Raw genomic sequence first — 17,516 nt, forward strand, 5'->3', positions numbered from 1 at the left:
TCCGGGCCTCGGCCAGGAGCTGTCATGTCTCAACCCCGCGCCCGCATCGCTTCGCAGCTGGGCATTGCCTTGGCGGTCATATTGGCTGTCGTGATCAGCGCCAGCACCCTATTTGCCCTGCGCTCCCTGGATTCGGCCAACCTGCAAACCCGCGAAGAACACCTGGCCAGCGAAGCGCGCTTGCTCGCCGACCAACTTAATACCTTCCACAGCACCCTGCGCGAGAGCACCGAGCGTTTGAGCGGGTTGTTTGAGCAGCGCTTCGCCGCCGGGTTGCGCGTGCATCCCGAGCAGAAAGTGAACGTGGCCGGGGTACAGACCCCGAGCCTGTACCTGGGCGACCAGGTGTTGAACAACAACTTCGACGAGGTTGATGAGTTCAAGCAGATGTCCGGTGGCGTGGCTACGGTGTTCGTGCGCAGTGGCGAAGACTTTGTCCGCATCAGCACCTCCCTGACCAAACAGGACGGCAACCGTGCGATCGGCACCGTGCTGGATCGCCAGGGCCCGGCCTACCAGCGCCTGCTTGCCGGGCAGAGCTACATTGGCCGTGCGGTGCTGTTCGAGCGCTCCTACATGACCCAATACAGCCCGGTGCGCGATGCCAGCGGCCAGGTGATTGCGGTGTTGTTTATCGGTTTTGACTACACCGATGCGCAGAACGCCCAGTTCGCCAACCTCAAGCGTTTTCGCATTGGCCAGACCGGCTCGCTGGCGCTGCTGGACGAGCAAAAACACTGGCTGGTGCCGCCCGCTGGTGTGCAAGCCCCGGAGCAGGCGGTTGTGCCGATTCTGGAGCTGGCGCAAAAGCCCGGCCAGGGGCGTTTCTGGAGTGACCAGGGCGAGGACTTCTACAGCGTTGCGGTGCCGTTTGACGGCGGCCCGTGGTCGGTGGTGGCGAGCATGCCCAAGGCCGAGATCCGGGCGGTGACCTGGGCCGTGGGTATCCGCCTGGTAATCGGCAGCGTGCTGGCGATGCTGTTGGCCGTGGGCGCGGCGGTCTGGCTGCTGCGCAGCAAACTCCAGCCCCTGGGTGACCTGGTGCGCCAGGCCGAAGCCCTGGGCGCCGGTGATTTGAGTGCGCGGCTGAATGTGTCCAGCCATGACGAGATCGGTCAACTGGCGCGCAGTTTCAACCAGATGGGTGAAGCCCTGTCGACCATGGTCTCCCACATCCGCGAGGCGGCCGAAGAGGTCAACAGCCGCGCCCAGGCGCTGTCGGGCCTGTCGGGCGGGGCCTATGAGGGCATGGAGCAGCAGTCCGGCGAGATCACCAGCATGGCCGGCGCGGTGGAAGAGTTCAGCGCCACCTCGTTGAACATTGCCGACAACATGGGTAATACCGAGCGCCTGGCCCAGGAAAATGCCCAGCAGACCCGCATCGGTCGCAACTCGATGCAGGAGGCGTCGTCGTCCCTGGAACATATCGCCACGGCACTCAACAGCACGGCCACGGTGATCAATACCCTGGGCCAACGCTCCCAGGAAATCGGCGGCATCGTCGGTGTGATCACCTCGATTGCCGATCAGACCAACCTGCTGGCGCTCAACGCCGCCATCGAGGCGGCGCGGGCCGGGGAGCAGGGGCGTGGGTTTGCCGTGGTCGCCGATGAAGTGCGCAACCTAGCCTCACGCACCCGCCAGGCCACCGATGAAATTTCCGGAATGATCCAGAGCATCCAGCAGGAAACCGGCAACGCCATCAGCACCATGGAGCAGGGCAATGTGCTGATGCAGGAAGGCCTGTCGCGCAACGCCGACGTGGCCTCGGCCCTGGCGCGCATCGACGAACAAAGCCGTTCGGCGGGGCAGCAGTTCGCCGCGATTACCACCGCGACCCAGGAGCAAAGCAGCACCGCGACTTTGCTCAGCAGCAACCTGCAGAGCATTGCCCTGGCCAACAGTGAGCAGCGGGAAGTGGTGTCGAACCTGGCAGTTACCGCCAAGGAACTGGAGACCTTGGCGGCGGGGTTGCGGCAGGAGGTGGATCGGTTTCGTTGAGGCTTAGTGGTCGCCGAGCCCTGGGTCCACGCGCTTGCCAATGTCCTTGAGCCGCGCCAGTTGGTCGACCATCCCTGGCGCTTCGTCGAGACTGCTGACGAAGGTCCACAGGTACGTCATCACCGCATAGACATGGCCGGCCTTGACCGCTGGCGACAAGGCCAGTTGGCTGATCGCTACGATGAACAGTAGCGCTGCCAGCGTGCCGAGAAACAGGTAGGCGGCGGCTTCGCGGTCCGACAGCCAGATACGCAGGCGTGACAGCAACTGGTAATGGCGTCGCAACGTCTGGGCGCCCACCTTTTCCACCAGGCCAATTTCTTTCTCCAGGCGGTTATTCAACCGTTCGTGCAACTGCTCGTTACGGCGGGCAAATCGCGGTAGCAGGATGATGCAAAGCAGCAATGCCGCAAAGCAGGCCAGGCCCACCCAAGGTTCAATCACCAGCAGCATCGCAGCTGCGCCAACGATGGAGACCAAGGCCGTTGCGATCACGGGCACATGTTTTTCGAAAAAATCGACAAAGTCCCGCGCCAGCACCACCCGTGCGGCTGCCTTGGACGTGCTGTGGTTCTGCAGACGCTGATTGAGAATCACAGGTACGGCAAGATCGGCGTAGATCCGCGTGAAAGTGCGGGTATCCAACGCCCGGCGTGCGGCGCCGACCACCCAGAACGCCATCACCACGGCCGCATAGAACAGCGCACTGCCGGCATCGCCGCGCAGGATCGAGTCCACGGCGAAACCGGCAAACAGGGGATAGGCCAGCAGCAACGCGTTCTCCAGCGCAACCAACGACAGCGTGCAGAACAGCTTGCCGGGATAAGCCTTGGCGATTGCCTTGAGGGTTTGGCTGGCCGATTGCTGGCCGATTTTCTTGCTTTCTTCGATCAGGATGTGTGGCGTTGTGGATGGCATGGGTGCACCGAAGGAGTAATAGGCGCTACTATTGAGCGACTGCTCAAGTATCTTTGAGCGATCGCTCAAAAAGCAAGCGCCGCTTATCTGGTGGCGCCCGTAAGGAATTGCCCATGTCGCGTATCGACCGTAAAGACCAGATCATCGCCGCTGCCTTGGAGCTGTTTCGCAGCAAGGGCTTTGCCGATGTATCCACCCGTGACTTGGCCGAACATGCCGGGCTGTCGCGCAGCCATGTCTATCACTACTTCAGCGACTGGAATGAATTGCGCCGCGAAGCCTTTGTGCGCTTTGCGAATGAGCAATTGGATGAAGTGCGCGAGCCCTTGGCCGATGCGCCACCACTGGAGGCGCTCGTAGGATTCTTGAGCGACTGCCTGCCCAGCACCGCCGATGCAGGCTGGGCGCTCTGGCTGGACGCCTGGGACGAGGCCATGCATGACGCGCAAATGGCCCAGGCTTACCTGGTGATCAATGCCCAATGGCAAGGCATGCTTGCCGAGGTGATCGAGCGGGGTGTCGCTGCCGGGGTCTTTCGCTGCAAGTCGCCCCAACGCGCTGCACGGCAGCTCTTCGCCCTGGCGATGGGCTACGCCGATGACCTGATGCTCAAGCCTTCCGCCGAGTCGGCAGAAGCGGTACTGGGTGAGGTGCTGGAAGTGGCGAGGCTGCTGCTGGATTTTTCCTGAACGCTGCTAGCCAACTGATGCCGGCCGGTACTGCAATGCCTCCGCCAAGTGATGGCGAGCGATGCCTTCCACTTGCTCAAGGTCTGCCAGGGTACGCGCGACCTTGAGCAGTCGGTGGGCTGCGCGCAGCGATAACGTCAGCCGCTCGCAAGCGCTCTCCAGCCAGCTTTCATCGGCGTTTACCAGTGCGCAGTGCTCGCGTAATCCCGCCAGGTCGAGGAAGGCATTCGCGCAACCCTGGCGCCCTTGCTGGCGCTCCCGGGCCTCGGCCACTTGGGCGGATGCCTTCGCCGTGTCATCACCGACCTTTTGGGAGGGGTTCAGCACGGTGGTTTCGCGTGCCACGGTCAGGTGCAAATCAATCCGGTCCAGCAACGGCCCGGAGAGTTTGTTGCGGTAGCGCTGGATCTGCTCCGGCGTACACCGGCAACGTCCACTGGGCTCACCCATGTAACCGCAAGGGCAGGGGTTCATCGCCGCCACCAGTTGAAAGCGTGCCGGGAAGCTGACGCGGTCGCGTGCCCGGGAAATCACGATATGTCCCGATTCCAGCGGTTCGCGCAGCACCTCCAGCACCTTGCGATCAAATTCCGGCAGCTCATCGAGAAACAACACCCCGTGATGGGCCAGGGTGATTTCCCCAGGCTGCGGTTTCGAGCCGCCGCCCACCAGCGCCGGCCCGGACGCGGAATGGTGCGGCTGGCGAAAGGGCCGATGAGGCCAGTGGCTCAACGGCGCCAGGCTGACCACTGATTGGATCGCCGCCACTTCCAGCGCCTCCTGTTCGCTCAAGGGCGGTAGCAGGCCGGGCAGGCGGCTGGCAAGCAAAGTCTTGCCGGTGCCGGGTGGCCCGCTGAACAGCAAGTTGTGGGCACCCGCTGCCGCAATCAGCAGTGCGCGCTTGGCGGCCAGTTGGCCCTGCACCTCGCTCAGGTCCGGGTAAGGTTTGTTCAGGTACAGCAATCCGTCGGACGTGTAAGGCTCGATCGGCACCAGCCCATTCAGGTGCGCCACCACTTGCAGCAGATGATCCACCGCAATCACCTTCAACCCGCCGGCCAGGCACGCCTCCTCGGCATTGGCCCTGGGCACGATCACGCTGCGCCCGGCCTTGCGTGCGGCCAACGCGGCTGGCAACACACCTTTGACGGCGCGCACTTCGCCAGACAGGGCCAGTTCGCCGAGGCACTCCACGCCATCCAACGCCTGTGTCGGCACCTGCACGCTGGCCGCGAGAATCCCCAGGGCAATCGCCAGATCAAAACGCCCGCCGTCCTTGGGCAGGTCGGCGGGCGCCAGGTTAAGGGTGATGCGGCGCGCGGGGTATTGCAGCGCACTGTTGAGAATGGCGCTGCGCACGCGGTCTTTGCTTTCCTTGACCGCTGTCTCCGGCAAGCCCACCAGGGTCAGGGACGGCAAGCCATTGGCCATATGCACTTCGACAGTGACGGCGGGGGCTTCGACGCCGATCTGGGCGCGGCTGTGGACGATGGCGAGGGACATGTTCGTTCCTTGAAGGGAGGGCCGCTTTGCGGTTTTTCAAGGGTAGACGAGAGAGGGGGAGGCGCCTTGCGCAGGTTTTACTGAACGTATCCGGGCGTTGAAATTGCAGGAGCCGGTTTGGTGTGTCAGGTAGACAGCCATCGCCGGCAAGCCGGCTCCTACAGGGGGCAGGGTGGTTATTCCTGGGGTGGATTCAACCGCGCTTCCAACTCTGCCACCTTCGCCTCCAGGCTCTCCAGGCGTGCTCGGGTGCGGGCCAGGACTACCATCTGGCTGTCGAATTCTTCCCGGCTGACCAGGTCCAGTTTGCTGAACCCGCTTTGCAGCAGTGCCTTGAACTGGCTTTCGATTTCATTGCGAGGCAGCGGGGTCTCGCCGCTGAACAGGCGAGAGGCGTGGCCGCTCAGGGCGTCGAGGAGGTCTTTGGGCGCGAGCATGGGAAACATTCCGGAAACAGTTGGCCGGCAGTGTATCACGCAGCGCCTATAGTCTTTTCCCAGTGCTCTGCGCACGCTTTTCGCGCATTGTCCCGAATGCGGACGCACTGTTTTTGTGCGTATGTGGGCTGCTACAACGGCCCATTGCTCGGTGTGAGCGGGCAACGGCTTGATTTCAGTGATTTTTACGGAGCTGGCAAGGTTTCTGCTTAGACGATCATGACCCATGCACTGATGCAGTCGCTGTGACGAATGCAGTGCGCTGACGGACCAGGGTACATGTTTCGTCACCAACGGTTAGCTGGCGTCGCCGAGGCAATTGCCGAGGCGACGATGCGTTACAAAGCCAGGCACTGCGCTTAGACTTGAGACGGGTTTGTTTTCCTGGGGCAAGTCCACCAATTCGGGAGAGAGTTTTCATGAAGCTAGTCACTGCCATCATCAAGCCGTTCAAGTTGGACGATGTACGCGAGTCACTGTCCGAGATCGGCGTGCAGGGCATTACCGTCACTGAGGTCAAAGGCTTCGGTCGGCAGAAGGGTCATACCGAGCTGTATCGCGGCGCGGAATACGTAGTCGATTTCCTGCCGAAGGTGAAGATTGATGTCGCCATTGACGACAAGGATCTTGATCGGGTTATCGAGGCGATAACCAAGGCGGCCAACACCGGCAAGATCGGCGACGGCAAGATCTTCGTGGTCAATCTGGAACAGGCTATTCGCATCCGTACCGGCGAAACCGATACCGACGCAATCTAAGCCGCCAAACCCCAACGCCCCAGGAGAAAACAATATGACTCTGCGTAAATTCGCAGGGCTAGGAGCCCTGTTGTCCATCGTAATGCCCAGCCTGGCCATGGCGGCAGACGAAGTGGCGGCTCCAGTCCTCAATTCCGGCGACACTGCCTGGATGCTGACAGCCACCGCACTGGTGCTGTTCATGACCATCCCTGGCCTGGCGCTGTTCTACGGCGGCATGGTCCGCTCCAAAAACATTCTTTCTGTGATGATGCAGTGCTTCGCCATTACCGGTCTGATCAGCATCCTGTGGGTCGTCTACGGCTACAGCATTGCGTTCGACACCACCGGCATGGAGCAGGGCGTCGTCAACTTCAACTCGTTCTTCGGCGGCATGGGCAAGGCGTTCCTGGCGGGTGTCACACCGTCCAGCATCACTGGGCCTGCAGCGCTGTTCCCGGAAGCGGTGTTCATCACCTTCCAGATGACCTTCGCGATCATCACCCCGGCGCTGATCGTCGGTGCGTTTGCCGAGCGTATGAAGTTCTCCGCCATGCTGCTGTTCATGGCCATCTGGTTCACCCTGGTCTATGCGCCGATCGCGCACATGGTCTGGAGCGGCAACGGCGGCCTGATGTGGGACTGGGGCGTGCTGGACTTCGCTGGCGGCACCGTGGTGCACATCAACGCCGGTGTGGCTGGCCTGGTGGCGTGCATCGTGCTCGGCAAGCGTAAAGGCTACCCGACTACGCCGATGGCCCCGCATAACCTGGGCTACACCCTGATCGGCGCGGCGATGCTGTGGATCGGTTGGTTCGGCTTCAACGCCGGCTCTGCTGCTGCGGCCAACGGCACGGCGGGCATGGCGATGCTGGTGACCCAGATCGCTACCGCGGCTGCGGCACTGGGCTGGATGTTCGCCGAGTGGATTACCCACGGCAAACCAAGCGCCCTGGGCATCGCCTCGGGTGTGGTCGCCGGCCTGGTGGCCGTTACTCCGGCCGCCGGTACCGTGGGCCCAATGGGCGCCCTGGTGATCGGCCTGGCGTCTGGCGTGATCTGCTTCTTCTGCGCCACCAGCCTCAAGCGCAAGCTGGGCTACGATGACTCCCTGGATGCTTTCGGCGTGCACGGTGTTGGCGGGATTGTCGGGGCGATCCTCACCGGTGTATTCGCGGCGCCGATCCTGGGTGGCTTCGGCACGGTGACCGATATTGCCGCACAGGTCTGGATCCAGGCCAAGGGCGTAGGCTTTACCGTGATCTACACCGGTATCGTGACCTTTGTGATTCTCAAGGTGCTGGACTTGACCATCGGCCTGCGTGTGACCGAAGAGGAAGAGGCCGTTGGCCTGGACCTGGCGGAACACAACGAACGTGGCTACAACTTGTAAGAACCTATGAAAAAAACATGCCCGGCTTGCCGGGCATTTTTTTGTCTGGTATTTGCCTGTGGTGAAAGCGTGTGAGAATTTTTGTGTCGAGTTTGTGATCGGATCCACACGGTACTTTTCAGTGTGCGAATGTCTTACAGGCATGTAGGCGTATTCGGCACTTTGTTTTTTCCCAGAGCGCGCTAGAATGCGCGCCGATGGGCGCAGAACTGTATACATCGGCAGACCCTGATTACCCTGCGGGCCAAGCCCCGGGTCATTTCAAGGGCAGCCTTTCGGCTCGCCAACTGAGTTTGCCGGTCACGGCCGGCCATTTGGCAATGGGCACATGGCAAGGCGTTTATCTGGGCGAGTAGCGTGATCATGGCGGTGCTCGTAAAGTCCTCGGCACCTTGCACGGTGACGGGGCATAAGCCACTGGTTATCCGGTGGACGTTGATTTTTTTCCGGCAGCCTTCGACAGATGGTGAAGCTGGGCTATAACTAATCTGCTTTTCGCAAGTCATGAGGTAGAACATGAGCGACGATGATCTGGAAAACGACGACCTCGAAGTAGGTGACGACGAAACCGAAGAAGGTCTTGAGGCGGCTGCCGAAGACGTAGCTGACGACGACGGCGGCGATGACGCGCCGGCCCCGACCGCCAAGGGCAAGGCCAAGGCTGCTGTGTCGGTTGATGAGTTGCCGAGCGTTGAAGCCAAGAACAAAGAGCGCGATGCGCTGGCCCGCGCGATGGAAGAATTCCTCGCCAAGGGCGGCAAAGTGCAGGAAGTCGAGGCCAACGTGGTGGCAGATCCACCGAAGAAGCCGGACAACAAGTACGGCAGTCGGCCTATCTGAGGCCGGTTACTTGCTTGCTGAAAAAGCCCGCCGTCGCTGCGGGCTTTTTCATGCCTGAGACAAATGGCCAGTGCCGCAAACCCATGTGGGAGCTGGCTTGTCGGGTCGCGTTATTTCCAGCTGTGGAGCAGCGAAGGCAGCTCGCTCAAGCTGCGAATCTGCGCATCCGGCAATTTCTCGCCTTCCCAAACCTTGCCCGCCGGGTTGAACCACACCGCCCGTAACCCCGCCTGCTGCGCCCCGGCGATGTCATCGCCCGGATGGTCGCCAATATGTACCGCCGCACTGGCATCCACCCCACCTCGCTGCAACGCTTCCTGAAACAAGCGCGCATCCGGCTTGGCGATGCCGATATCTTCGGCCCTCAGGGCAAAGTGGAAGTAATCCGCCAGGCCCACGCGCTGGACATCGGCATTGCCATTGGTGATCACCCCCAGCAGGAAGTGCTGGCGCAGGGCTTGCAACATCGGCTCAGCTTCCGGGAAGACCGTGAGCTGGTGCCGCGCATGAATAAACGCTTCAAAACACACATCGGCCATTTCCGTGGCCTGCGGCTGTGGATAACCGGCCTCTTCAAAGGCGTGCATCAGCACCCGGTGGCGCAGGATGCTGATCCGGTGCTTGAGTTCGGGATGACGTTGCAGTACGTGCTGGCGCAGGCTGGCGAAATGCTCCAGGGGCAAGTCGCCGACCTTGGACGCATGGGTCGCCAGCCATTGGCGCATCGACGCTTCGGCGCTGATGATGACGGGGACGTTGTCCCACAGGGTATCGTCCAGGTCGAAGGTGATTAGCTTGATGCTCATGAGTCGCCGCCTTTAACGCGTTTGGCCCGTGGATGGGCGCTGTCGTACACCGTCGCCAGGTGCTGGAAGTCCAGGTGGGTGTAGATCTGGGTGGTCTTGATATCCGAGTGGCCGAGCAGTTCCTGCACGGCGCGCAAGTCTTGTGATGACTCCAGCAGGTGACTGGCAAAGGAGTGGCGCAGCATGTGCGGATGCAGGTTCTGCCCCAGTTCCCGCTCGCCGGCGGCCTTGACCCGCAGCTGAATGGCCCGTGGCCCGAGGCGTCGGCCTTGCTGGCTGACAAACACCGCATCGTCCGGCGGGTTGGCCAGGGCTCGTAGGGGCAGCCATACCAGCAGGGCGTCGCGGGCTTTTTTGCCAATGGGCAGCACGCGGGTCTTGCTGCCTTTGCCGTGTACTTGCACCAGGCCATCGGCCAGGTCCAACTGCTCGAGGTTGAGGCTGGTCAGCTCCGACAGGCGCAGGCCCGAGGAATAGAACAGCTCCAGGATCGCCTGGTCGCGGTGAGCCAGGAAGTCATCCTCGACCGCGCCATCGAGCAATTGCAGGGTGCGGTCGGCATCCAGGGTTTTGGGCAGGCGGCGCTCACCCTTGGGCGGCGCCAGGCCGTTGGCCGGGTCGTGATCGCACAGGCCTTCGCGGTTGAGGTAGTGATACAGGCCACGCACCGCCGACAGCAGGCGCGCCAGGCTGCGGGAGGATTGGCCTTGCTGGTGCAGGCGCGCAACCAGGCTGCGCAGGCCCTGGATATCGAGGGCTTTCCAACTGCCGATCTGTTGTTTCTGGCAGAACGCCAGGACCTTGTTCAAGTCCCGCCGGTAGGCTTCCAGCGTATGGGGAGACACCTGGCGCTCGCTGCGCAGGTGAGCGCAGTAGGCGTCCAGTTGTCGTTCCATGGCTAGCGCACCGCGCGCAGGGCGCTGGTGAAGCGTGGCAGGCTGCGGCTCAACACTTCGGCAATGTAGGTCAAGAACAGCGTGCCCACGGTGCTTTTGTAGTGCTGCGGATCACGGCTGGCGATGGCCAGGACACCGTGCAAGCCTTGATGGCTGAGGGCGACCACGGCAGTCGAGCCGATCTGCACGCGCTGGTCTTCGCCAAACAGGAAGTCCAGCTCATGCTCGCGCAGGGTGCCGCTGATGGTCTTGCCTTCCGACAACAGGCCGCCGATGGCGGTCTGTGCGTCGCTGCCCTTGACCCAGCGCCCGACCGGCATCGGGTTGTCACTGAACAGGATCAGGCTGACAAACGGCACCTGGAAGTCCTGGCGCAGGCTGTCTTCGACGGCAATGGTCAGGTCTTCCAGGCTGGCGGCATCCAGCAGCGCCAGGATCAGGCGGCGGGTCTTGTCGAACAGGCGGTCGTTGTCGCGGGCCACGTCCATCAACTGTGAGAGCCGATGGCGCATTTCGATATTGCGCTCGCGCAGGATCTTCATCTGCCGCTCCACCAGCGACACGGTATCGCCGCGCTGGTGAGGGATGCGCAGGGCCGGCAGCAGCTCGTCGTGTTCGACGAAGAAGTCCGGGTTAGCCTCCAGGTAAGCGGCGACGGCCGCTGCCTCCAGGCTTTCGCAAGGGGATCCTTCGGGCTGCTTGGCGGGTGCCTGGGGCTTATCGGTCATTAGCGAGTCGCTCTCATAGACGGACCTGTCCTTCGTATACGCGGGATGCCGGGCCGGTCATCTTCACCGGTTGGCCTGGGCCTGCCCATTCGATGGACAGGCGTCCACCAGGCAGGTCGATCAACAGTGGCGAATCCATCCAGCCCTGGCTGATCGCCGCCACGGCGGCGGCGCAAGCACCGGTGCCACAAGCCTGGGTTTCCCCGGCGCCGCGTTCCCAGACCCGCAACTGCGCGCGGGAGCGGTCGATGACCTGCAGGAAGCCGACGTTGACCCGTGCCGGAAAACGCGGGTGATGTTCGATCTTCGGGCCCAGCTCATGCACTGGCGCATTGTTGATGTCGTTGACCCGCAGCACTGCATGGGGGTTGCCCATGGACACGGCGGCCACCTCGACCACGGTACCGTCGACATCCAGCGGATAGCTCAACGCCTGGGCATCAGCCACGAACGGAATATCGGCCGGTACCAGGCGCGGGGCGCCCATATCGACGCTGATCTGGCCGTCGCTGCGGATATCCAGTTCGATAATGCCGCTTTTGGTCTCGACGCGAATCTGCCGTTTGGCGGTCAGGCGCTTGTCCAGCACGAACCGCGCGAAGCAGCGCGCACCGTTGCCGCACTGCTCCACTTCGGAACCGTCGGAGTTGAAGATCCGGTAACGGAAATCCACCTCCGGGTTGCTCGGCGCTTCGACGAGCAGCAGTTGGTCGAAGCCGATGCCGGTATGGCGGTCGCCCCACAGTTTGGCGTGCTTGGGCAGGATATGCGCGTGCTGGCTGACCAGGTCAAGGACCATGAAGTCATTGCCCAGCCCGTGCATCTTGGTAAAACGCAGCAGCATGGCTTACTCCGGCAGCAGGCTTTCGCCAGCAAACAACTCGGCTACCGTCTCGCGGCGACGCACTTCAAACGCTTGATCACCGTCCACCAACACTTCGGCGGTACGCCCGCGGGTGTTGTAGTTGGAACTCATGACAAACCCATAGGCACCGGCCGAATGCACGGCCAGCAGATCGCCTTCTGCCAGGGCCAGTTCACGGTCCTTGGCCAGGAAGTCACTGGTTTCACAAATCGGGCCGACGATGTCATAGGTGCGCGGCGCGCTGTCGCGCGGGCGCACGGCGCTGACATCCATCCAGGCCTGGTACAGGGCCGGGCGGATCAGGTCGTTCATCGCCGCATCGACGATGGCGAAATCCTTGTGTTCGGTGTGCTTGAGGTACTCGACCTGGGTCAGCAGTACGCCCGCATTGGCAACGATGTAGCGGCCCGGCTCGAATATCAGCTTCAGGTCGCGGCCTTCGGTGCGCTCGCGTACGGCCTTGACGTAGTCGGCCACCAGCGGCGGCTCTTCGTCGCGATAACGCACGCCCACGCCACCGCCCAGATCAATGTGGTGCAGGTAGATGCCGCACTCGCCGAGGCGATCGATCAGCGCCAGCAGGCGGTCGAGGGCATCGAGGAACGGTGGCAGGCTGGTCAGTTGCGAGCCGATATGGCAGTCCACGCCCAGCACTTCCAGGTTCGGCAGTTGGGCGGCGCGGATGTACACGTCTTCGGCGTCGGCAATGGCGATGCCGAACTTGTTCTCTTTGAGACCGGTGGAAATGTACGGGTGCGTGCCAGCATCTACGTCCGGGTTGACGCGCAGGGAAATCGGCGCACGCACGCCCATCTCGGCGGCCACCACTTGCAGGCGCTCCAGCTCGTCGGTGGACTCGACGTTGAAGCAATGCACGCCGATTTCCAGGGCGCGGCGCATGTCTTCGCGGGTCTTGCCGACACCGGAGAACACGATTTTGTCAGCCTTGCCGCCCGCGGCCAGTACACGCTCCAGCTCGCCACGGGACACGATGTCAAAACCAGCGCCCAGGCGCGCCAGGACATTGAGTACACCCAGGTTGGAGTTGGCTTTTACTGCATAGCACACCAGGCTTGGCGTACCCTCCAGTGCATCGGCAAAGGTGCGGTATTGCGCTTCGATATGCGCTCGCGAGTACACATAGGTCGGGGTACCGAAGCGTTCGGCAATCGCGGACAGCGCCACGTCTTCCGCGAACAGCTCGCCGTCCCGGTAGTTAAAAGCGTCCATGAAATTCCCTTAGTAGGTGTCGTGCTTGTGCGCTTTGGATTGCGACGTTTGCGCCTGTTCATTCGGGTCTTTGCTGTCATCGGGCAGGTACAGCGGGCCTTTTTGACCACAGGCACTGACGAGGCAAGCGACCGCGACGAGCGCAGCAAGGGAAGAGATCAGGCGCTTCATGGCTAAATCCTTGAATATGCATTAATTGCGCCCGAGTATACCGACCACCCGCCAGCTTGCCTATGCGCCGGGACACCCGTCCGGCGGGGCTTTGCCGAGTATGTCGTGATGTGGCCTACATCCCGTCGGGATAATTCGCACGGCTGGTGGGAATGAAATCGGTATCCTTTGCAATCATCATGGCGCCTCCGTATCGTGCGGCGCTTGAGCGTGAGTAGACACTTTTTGAGGTTCCCACCATGAGTTTGACCGAAGCCCGCTTTCACGACCTGGTCGATGCGACCCAGCAAGCGCTGGAGGATATTTTCGACGAGAGTGGCCTGGACGTGGATCTGGAAAATTCTGCAGGCGTGTTGACCGTCAAGTTTGAGAACGGCAGCCAATTGATCTTCAGCCGCCAGGAGCCGCTGCGCCAGCTGTGGCTGGCCGCGCGTTCCGGAGGGTTTCACTTCGACTACGACGAAGAAGAAAAACGCTGGTCGAACGACACCAGTGACGAGCTGTTGAGCGAAATGCTTGCACGCATCACCCTGGAACAAGCCGGCGTCGAGCTGGACTTCGACGAGATCTGATCGTGACCCAGCCCGCGCCCGTCCGCCCGCCCAAGCCGCTGTTCAGCAATGTCAGCCCGGCTGTGCCGTCACCTTGTATCAGTTTGTGTCGGCTGGATGAGCAAAAAGTCTGCCTTGGCTGCTTCCGGCATGTGGAAGACATCCGGGAATGGCGCTCCGCCGACGACCAGCGGCGCCGCGTGATCGTCGCCCAGGCCGAGCAACGCAAGGCTGGCGCCTGACCTTCAGGCCGGCCCATCTTGTTTATTTGGTGTGCTGTGGTAGTGTCCGGGTATACCTCAACTCATCGAGGTCCGTGAGAACCCCGCCGTTTATTGGCGGGGTTTTGCTTTTTTGTGCAGAAAAAAAGGAGTCTGCCGCAATCATGACTGCACCTTCCATCATCCTCACCCGTCTCGATGTGCAACGTCTTGAGCAACTGATCGACCGTATGGACGACAAACTGCCAGGCGTCATCGCCCTGCAAGCCGAACTTGACCGCGCCGAAGAGGTGGTTGGCCACGATGAAGTGCCTGCCGGTGTCGTGACCATGAACTCCAGCGTGCATTGCCGTGAGCAAAGCAGCGGCAAGGACTATCACCTGACCCTGGTCTACCCCAAGGACGCGAATGCCGACGAAGGCAAGATCTCGATCCTGGCCCCGGTGGGCAGTGCGTTGCTGGGCCTGCAAGTCGGCCAGCATATCGATTGGCCTGCTCCGGGCGGCAAGACCCTCAAGCTTGAGCTGCTGAGTGTCGAAGGCCAGCCGAAGGACGGCGGCGCATTCGCGCTCTAAACCTCATTCAAGGCCTGGTTGAGCGCCTGCTCCAACTCGGCTTTGTAGCGCAGGTACAGATTGCTTGGGCTTTGAACATCACCGAGTAGGCCGGATAGGTCCAAATCGGTGATGTAGCAACGATAGCGCTCGGTTTCCCGGCGCTGCCCGACGATCTCCTGGGCGACCACAGCAAACAGTTGGTCGCCAAACTCCAGTTCGCAAAACTCCCGCTGATTGCAGTACAGGGTGATCCCCACCTGGCCTGGCGCACCCTTGCCGATAATCGCCTGCACGTCGTAGAACGGTTTGTTGGCCGGAGTCTGCGGCGCAGGCCGTGGCTCGACCCGACGGGTACGGCCGCCTGCCGATGGCAGCAGTTGGTAATACAGCGTCTGCACCGCCCCCAGTGGCTGCTGCGGGTCCAGCGGTGACAGCGCGTCCCGTCGATAAATGATCGATTGCAGAAAGCGCTGCAAAGGCGCGAGCAAGCTCTGCTCATCATGAAACGGCAGGCGCTGTTGCCAGAGGGCGTTGAACTCGTCGAGTACGTACAGCTCGGCGAAGCCGTCGTTGATGCGGTAGAACACCTGCACACAATCGGCCTGGCCCATGGGCAGCAGTGCTGCCAGGTCGTGGTCTTCCAGGGCCATGGCATCCAGGTGCAACGGGCTGTAGCTGGCCAGCTCCTCGCTGAGGTAGTCCACCAGCGCCTGCTGGCTGGGCAATGACACGTGATTGGCTTGCCCCGGTGCCAGCTCCATGACGTGATAGTGCTGTTGTACCTGGATCAGATAGCGGTGGTTGAGCTGGCTGAGCATCAGGTTTTGCGCGGTATCGAAAATCTCTTCGACCCGCTGGGCAATGAACTGCGCACGGTTGTGACAGAAACAACGCACCCGCAGCCGCGGCAATCGGTCATGCGGTAACTGATTCAGGTAATCGCGCAGGCAATCGAGCAGGGCGTGGGGCCCCTCGTAGCGGCTGACCATCACCTCGTTCCAGCTGTTGAGCGTCACCTGGTCCAGGGTCAGCACCAGGTTTTCCCTGACGCCGGCGTAACTCAGGGAGTCGGTGCGCTCGGTGGTCATCAGGATATTCAAGTCACGGTGATGCTTGAGGGGGTCGACGCCGACGTTGATCAGCAACAGCACCTCCTCGGGTATCGCCGTACGCAGCAGGCGTTCTTCATCGACCGTGGCCAGGGGCAGGGCGACAGTCTGTTGCAGGCTGCCCAGCAGGTTGAACAGCTCGAATTCGCTCAAGTCGCTGGTGCCGGGGTGCAGGGCCAGGCGTGTGCTGCTGTCGATCACGCCGTTGCGATGGCACCAGGTGAGCATCTCCAGCAGGTCGCGGCTGCGTTTGATCGGCGCAAAGTGCTCCCATTCCAGGGCGGTCAGGCTGCCGTTGTACAGGCCCCAGTGAAACTGACCCGGCTCCTTGCGATTGGGCGAATGAACCAGGGTGAGGGTGTCTTCGGCCAGGTCCGGAGCAATCCCTGGGTTGATGAACTCGACCTTGCCGGCCTTGCGTTCGAAGGCCGCGTACAGGCGCCGGCCCAGCACATTGAGGTCGCGCTTGTTGATCAGGCTCACGGTCTGTTCGGTGCGGGCGAACTGGGTCAGGAAGCGATAACTGTAATTGAGCTCATTGACCAGGGCCCGGCGCTCGGACGCGACCTGGCGCACTTTCCACTGGCTGCGGCTGTCGAGCAGGGCCAGTTGCCGCTGGTCCCAGCCCCATTCATTGGCCAGGCGCTCCAGCAGTGCGCGCTGCCAACCGATGGTGCGCTGGCCGGTGGTGAGCTTGCGGTTGACCTTCAGGTACAGGCTGCGCCGCACCAGTTCCAGGCGTTCGGGTTCGTTGCGGCTGCGCAGGTATTCCTCGATGCGGCGGTAGACCACGATATACGGGTCCAGCTCATCCAGATCCAACTGGTTGGCGAACACTGCGCGTTTGAAACGCAGGCTCAGGCACTGCACCTTGGGGTGTTCGCTGGCATACACCTCGGTCAGCAACAGCTTGAGCACCGACTTATAGGGTGACTCGATGCCCTTGAACAGTTGCCACAGGCCGGCGCCGATGAATTCCCCAGGTGGAATATGGGCCAGGTGCCCGAGGTCGAGGGTTTCGTCGGCGCGGATAAAACGTTTGGAAATCAGCGTGTGGGTAAATTCGGCGTAGCGCGCTTCTTCGTAGACCGGTACCAGCCACCAGATCGGCGTGCGCCCGGCCAGCCAGATGGCGGTGCGGTAGAACTCGTCGAGCAACAGATAGTGCTGGCTGGTGCCACAGTCATCCGAACTGAGCTGGGTATCGCGACCGCCCTGTGCAAAGCGGCTCGGTTCGATCAGGAAAAAATGCGCTTCGGCGCCCATGCCCAGGGCCCAGGCTTCCAGCAGTTGGCATTTTTTGCGCAGCTCGCCCAGCTCGGCCTCGCTCAGGTCGGCGGCGTGGCACACCCACACGTCCATATCGCTCTGGTCAGCCTGGGCCAACGTGCCGAGGCTGCCCATCAGGAACAGGCCGTGGATCGGGGTGGGCGGGTTGCCGTGGCGTGGCTTGTAGGAAAACGAGCGGGTCAGGCGCTGGGCTTCGGCCAGGACCTGGGCATCCGGTTCAAAATTCGCCAAGCCGGCCGGCGTACTGCCCGAGACATAGCCCGGCAGCAGCGGGTGATTGACGTGGAAAAACAGCGGCAGCAGCGCCAGCACGCTTTGCTGGCGCGGCGTCAGGCCTTCGACGGCGCGGGCCATGCGGCCGGCATTGAGGGTCAGGAAACGCGAGCGCAGTTGGGCCAGTACCTTGCGGTCAATGCCTTCATCCAAGTCAGGGCGGATTTCATGGGTACTGGTCATGTCGAACTCAACGGCTCGCAGGGCCCGGCGTGGGCAGCCGTGTAGGAGTTTACAGACAGAATCGTAGGAGGCTTAAGGGGAATTTGTTTTTGACGTCAGAATTTTATCGTGCACACAG

General features: G+C 61.9%; 18 protein-coding genes and 1 pseudogene. 9 read left to right on the forward strand and 10 right to left on the reverse strand.

The features are described 5' to 3' along the window. Positions 1-24: 24 nt before the first annotated feature. Positions 25-2,001 (forward strand): methyl-accepting chemotaxis protein, encoded by a 1,977-nt coding sequence (locus tag HBO12_RS10270; RefSeq protein ID WP_170042076.1) that lies wholly within the window; start codon positions 25-27, stop codon positions 1,999-2,001. A 3-nt stretch (positions 2,002-2,004) separates the two neighbouring features. On the opposite strand, the gene HBO12_RS10275 is transcribed toward HBO12_RS10270, so the two are convergent. Continuing rightward, positions 2,005-2,919 carry an ABC transporter six-transmembrane domain-containing protein gene (locus HBO12_RS10275; RefSeq protein ID WP_170042077.1) on the reverse strand — a complete coding sequence of 305 codons (915 nt, stop codon included), beginning with the start codon at positions 2,917-2,919 and terminating at the stop codon, positions 2,005-2,007. Between the two features lie 113 nt (positions 2,920-3,032). On the opposite strand from HBO12_RS10275, the gene HBO12_RS10280 reads away from it, so the two are divergent. After that, positions 3,033-3,608 carry a TetR/AcrR family transcriptional regulator gene (locus tag HBO12_RS10280; protein WP_170042078.1) on the forward strand — a complete coding sequence of 192 codons (576 nt, stop codon included), beginning with the start codon at positions 3,033-3,035 and terminating at the stop codon, positions 3,606-3,608. Positions 3,609-3,614: 6 nt separating this feature from the next. On the opposite strand, the gene HBO12_RS10285 is transcribed toward HBO12_RS10280, so the two are convergent. Beyond that, positions 3,615-5,111 (reverse strand): YifB family Mg chelatase-like AAA ATPase, encoded by a 1,497-nt coding sequence (locus tag HBO12_RS10285; protein ID WP_170042079.1) that lies wholly within the window; start codon positions 5,109-5,111, stop codon positions 3,615-3,617. Positions 5,112-5,287: 176 nt separating this feature from the next. Next, positions 5,288-5,548: an accessory factor UbiK family protein gene (locus HBO12_RS10290; protein WP_057444205.1), complete on the reverse strand. Its 261-nt coding sequence runs from the start codon at positions 5,546-5,548 to the stop codon at positions 5,288-5,290. Positions 5,549-5,967: 419 nt separating this feature from the next. Between HBO12_RS10290 and glnK the strand changes: the two genes are divergently transcribed. From glnK to sutA, 4 genes and pseudogenes are all read left to right on the forward strand, one after another. Further along, positions 5,968-6,306, forward strand: coding sequence for a P-II family nitrogen regulator (gene glnK, locus HBO12_RS10295; protein WP_002555808.1), 339 nt, complete (start codon positions 5,968-5,970; stop codon positions 6,304-6,306). A 34-nt stretch (positions 6,307-6,340) separates the two neighbouring features. Continuing rightward, a complete protein-coding gene (locus HBO12_RS10300) occupies positions 6,341-7,678 on the forward strand; it encodes an ammonium transporter (RefSeq protein ID WP_029289659.1) in 1,338 nt (445 codons plus the stop codon). Positions 7,679-7,929: 251 nt separating this feature from the next. After that, a pseudogene (locus HBO12_RS10305) lies at positions 7,930-8,034 on the forward strand (YjbQ family protein); the annotation flags it as partial. A gap of 160 nt (positions 8,035-8,194) precedes the next feature. Beyond that, positions 8,195-8,518 (forward strand): transcriptional regulator SutA, encoded by a 324-nt coding sequence (sutA, locus tag HBO12_RS10310; RefSeq protein WP_169955390.1) that lies wholly within the window; start codon positions 8,195-8,197, stop codon positions 8,516-8,518. A gap of 110 nt (positions 8,519-8,628) precedes the next feature. Here sutA and HBO12_RS10315 read toward each other — a convergent pair whose 3' ends face one another. Genes HBO12_RS10315 through lptM form a run of 6 tightly spaced genes read right to left on the reverse strand, consistent with a single transcriptional unit; the run spans position 8,629 to position 13,214 of the window. Continuing rightward, the gene (locus HBO12_RS10315) at positions 8,629-9,324 is read right to left on the reverse strand and encodes an HAD family hydrolase (RefSeq protein ID WP_170042081.1); all 696 of its coding nucleotides are present in this window, start codon (positions 9,322-9,324) and stop codon (positions 8,629-8,631) included. Continuing rightward, entirely contained in the window at positions 9,321-10,220 is a 900-nt protein-coding gene (gene xerC / locus HBO12_RS10320; protein ID WP_170042082.1) for a tyrosine recombinase XerC, read from the reverse strand. The genes HBO12_RS10315 and xerC overlap by 4 nt, the downstream gene beginning before the upstream one ends. Before the next feature lie 2 nt (positions 10,221-10,222). After that, positions 10,223-10,948: a DUF484 family protein gene (locus HBO12_RS10325; protein WP_169955387.1), complete on the reverse strand. Its 726-nt coding sequence runs from the start codon at positions 10,946-10,948 to the stop codon at positions 10,223-10,225. A gap of 13 nt (positions 10,949-10,961) precedes the next feature. After that, complete coding sequence (gene dapF / locus HBO12_RS10330; protein ID WP_169955386.1) at positions 10,962-11,792, reverse strand: diaminopimelate epimerase; 831 nt, start codon at positions 11,790-11,792, stop codon at positions 10,962-10,964. A gap of 3 nt (positions 11,793-11,795) precedes the next feature. Beyond that, positions 11,796-13,043, reverse strand: a complete 1,248-nt coding sequence (gene lysA, locus HBO12_RS10335) for a diaminopimelate decarboxylase (RefSeq protein ID WP_170042083.1) — start codon at positions 13,041-13,043, stop codon at positions 11,796-11,798. Between the two features lie 9 nt (positions 13,044-13,052). Further along, positions 13,053-13,214: an LPS translocon maturation chaperone LptM gene (gene lptM / locus HBO12_RS10340; RefSeq protein ID WP_038444426.1), complete on the reverse strand. Its 162-nt coding sequence runs from the start codon at positions 13,212-13,214 to the stop codon at positions 13,053-13,055. Between the two features lie 239 nt (positions 13,215-13,453). On the opposite strand from lptM, the gene cyaY reads away from it, so the two are divergent. The 3 genes from cyaY (at position 13,454) to rnk (ending at position 14,561) form a co-directional block, all read left to right on the forward strand. Beyond that, positions 13,454-13,786, forward strand: coding sequence for an iron donor protein CyaY (gene cyaY, locus HBO12_RS10345; protein ID WP_038444425.1), 333 nt, complete (start codon positions 13,454-13,456; stop codon positions 13,784-13,786). Between the two features lie 2 nt (positions 13,787-13,788). Then, positions 13,789-14,007, forward strand: coding sequence for a DUF1289 domain-containing protein (locus tag HBO12_RS10350; protein WP_169955384.1), 219 nt, complete (start codon positions 13,789-13,791; stop codon positions 14,005-14,007). Positions 14,008-14,150: 143 nt separating this feature from the next. Further along, on the forward strand, positions 14,151-14,561 hold the full coding sequence (gene rnk / locus HBO12_RS10355; RefSeq protein WP_169955383.1) for a nucleoside diphosphate kinase regulator: 411 nt from the start codon (positions 14,151-14,153) through the stop codon (positions 14,559-14,561). On the opposite strand, the gene HBO12_RS10360 is transcribed toward rnk, so the two are convergent. Continuing rightward, on the reverse strand, positions 14,558-17,398 hold the full coding sequence (locus HBO12_RS10360; protein WP_169955382.1) for a class I adenylate cyclase: 2,841 nt from the start codon (positions 17,396-17,398) through the stop codon (positions 14,558-14,560). The two genes, rnk and HBO12_RS10360, sit on opposite strands and share 4 nt — an antisense overlap. Positions 17,399-17,516: the final 118 nt, after the last annotated feature.

The organism is Pseudomonas sp. WS 5059 (assembly GCF_012985525.1).
Lineage (GTDB): Bacteria > Pseudomonadota > Gammaproteobacteria > Pseudomonadales > Pseudomonadaceae > Aquipseudomonas.

Coding starts and splice junctions, on each gene's coding strand:
- HBO12_RS10270 (WP_170042076.1), top strand. CDS start 25: ATGTCTCAACCCCGCGCCCGCATCGCTTCGCAGCTGGGCATTGCCTTG.
- HBO12_RS10275 (WP_170042077.1), bottom strand. CDS start 2,919: ATGCCATCCACAACGCCACACATCCTGATCGAAGAAAGCAAGAAAATC.
- HBO12_RS10280 (WP_170042078.1), top strand. CDS start 3,033: ATGTCGCGTATCGACCGTAAAGACCAGATCATCGCCGCTGCCTTGGAG.
- HBO12_RS10285 (WP_170042079.1), bottom strand. CDS start 5,111: ATGTCCCTCGCCATCGTCCACAGCCGCGCCCAGATCGGCGTCGAAGCC.
- HBO12_RS10290 (WP_057444205.1), bottom strand. CDS start 5,548: ATGCTCGCGCCCAAAGACCTCCTCGACGCCCTGAGCGGCCACGCCTCT.
- glnK (WP_002555808.1), top strand. CDS start 5,968: ATGAAGCTAGTCACTGCCATCATCAAGCCGTTCAAGTTGGACGATGTA.
- HBO12_RS10300 (WP_029289659.1), top strand. CDS start 6,341: ATGACTCTGCGTAAATTCGCAGGGCTAGGAGCCCTGTTGTCCATCGTA.
- sutA (WP_169955390.1), top strand. CDS start 8,195: ATGAGCGACGATGATCTGGAAAACGACGACCTCGAAGTAGGTGACGAC.
- HBO12_RS10315 (WP_170042081.1), bottom strand. CDS start 9,324: ATGAGCATCAAGCTAATCACCTTCGACCTGGACGATACCCTGTGGGAC.
- xerC (WP_170042082.1), bottom strand. CDS start 10,220: ATGGAACGACAACTGGACGCCTACTGCGCTCACCTGCGCAGCGAGCGC.
- HBO12_RS10325 (WP_169955387.1), bottom strand. CDS start 10,948: ATGACCGATAAGCCCCAGGCACCCGCCAAGCAGCCCGAAGGATCCCCT.
- dapF (WP_169955386.1), bottom strand. CDS start 11,792: ATGCTGCTGCGTTTTACCAAGATGCACGGGCTGGGCAATGACTTCATG.
- lysA (WP_170042083.1), bottom strand. CDS start 13,043: ATGGACGCTTTTAACTACCGGGACGGCGAGCTGTTCGCGGAAGACGTG.
- lptM (WP_038444426.1), bottom strand. CDS start 13,214: ATGAAGCGCCTGATCTCTTCCCTTGCTGCGCTCGTCGCGGTCGCTTGC.
- cyaY (WP_038444425.1), top strand. CDS start 13,454: ATGAGTTTGACCGAAGCCCGCTTTCACGACCTGGTCGATGCGACCCAG.
- rnk (WP_169955383.1), top strand. CDS start 14,151: ATGACTGCACCTTCCATCATCCTCACCCGTCTCGATGTGCAACGTCTT.
- HBO12_RS10360 (WP_169955382.1), bottom strand. CDS start 17,398: ATGACCAGTACCCATGAAATCCGCCCTGACTTGGATGAAGGCATTGAC.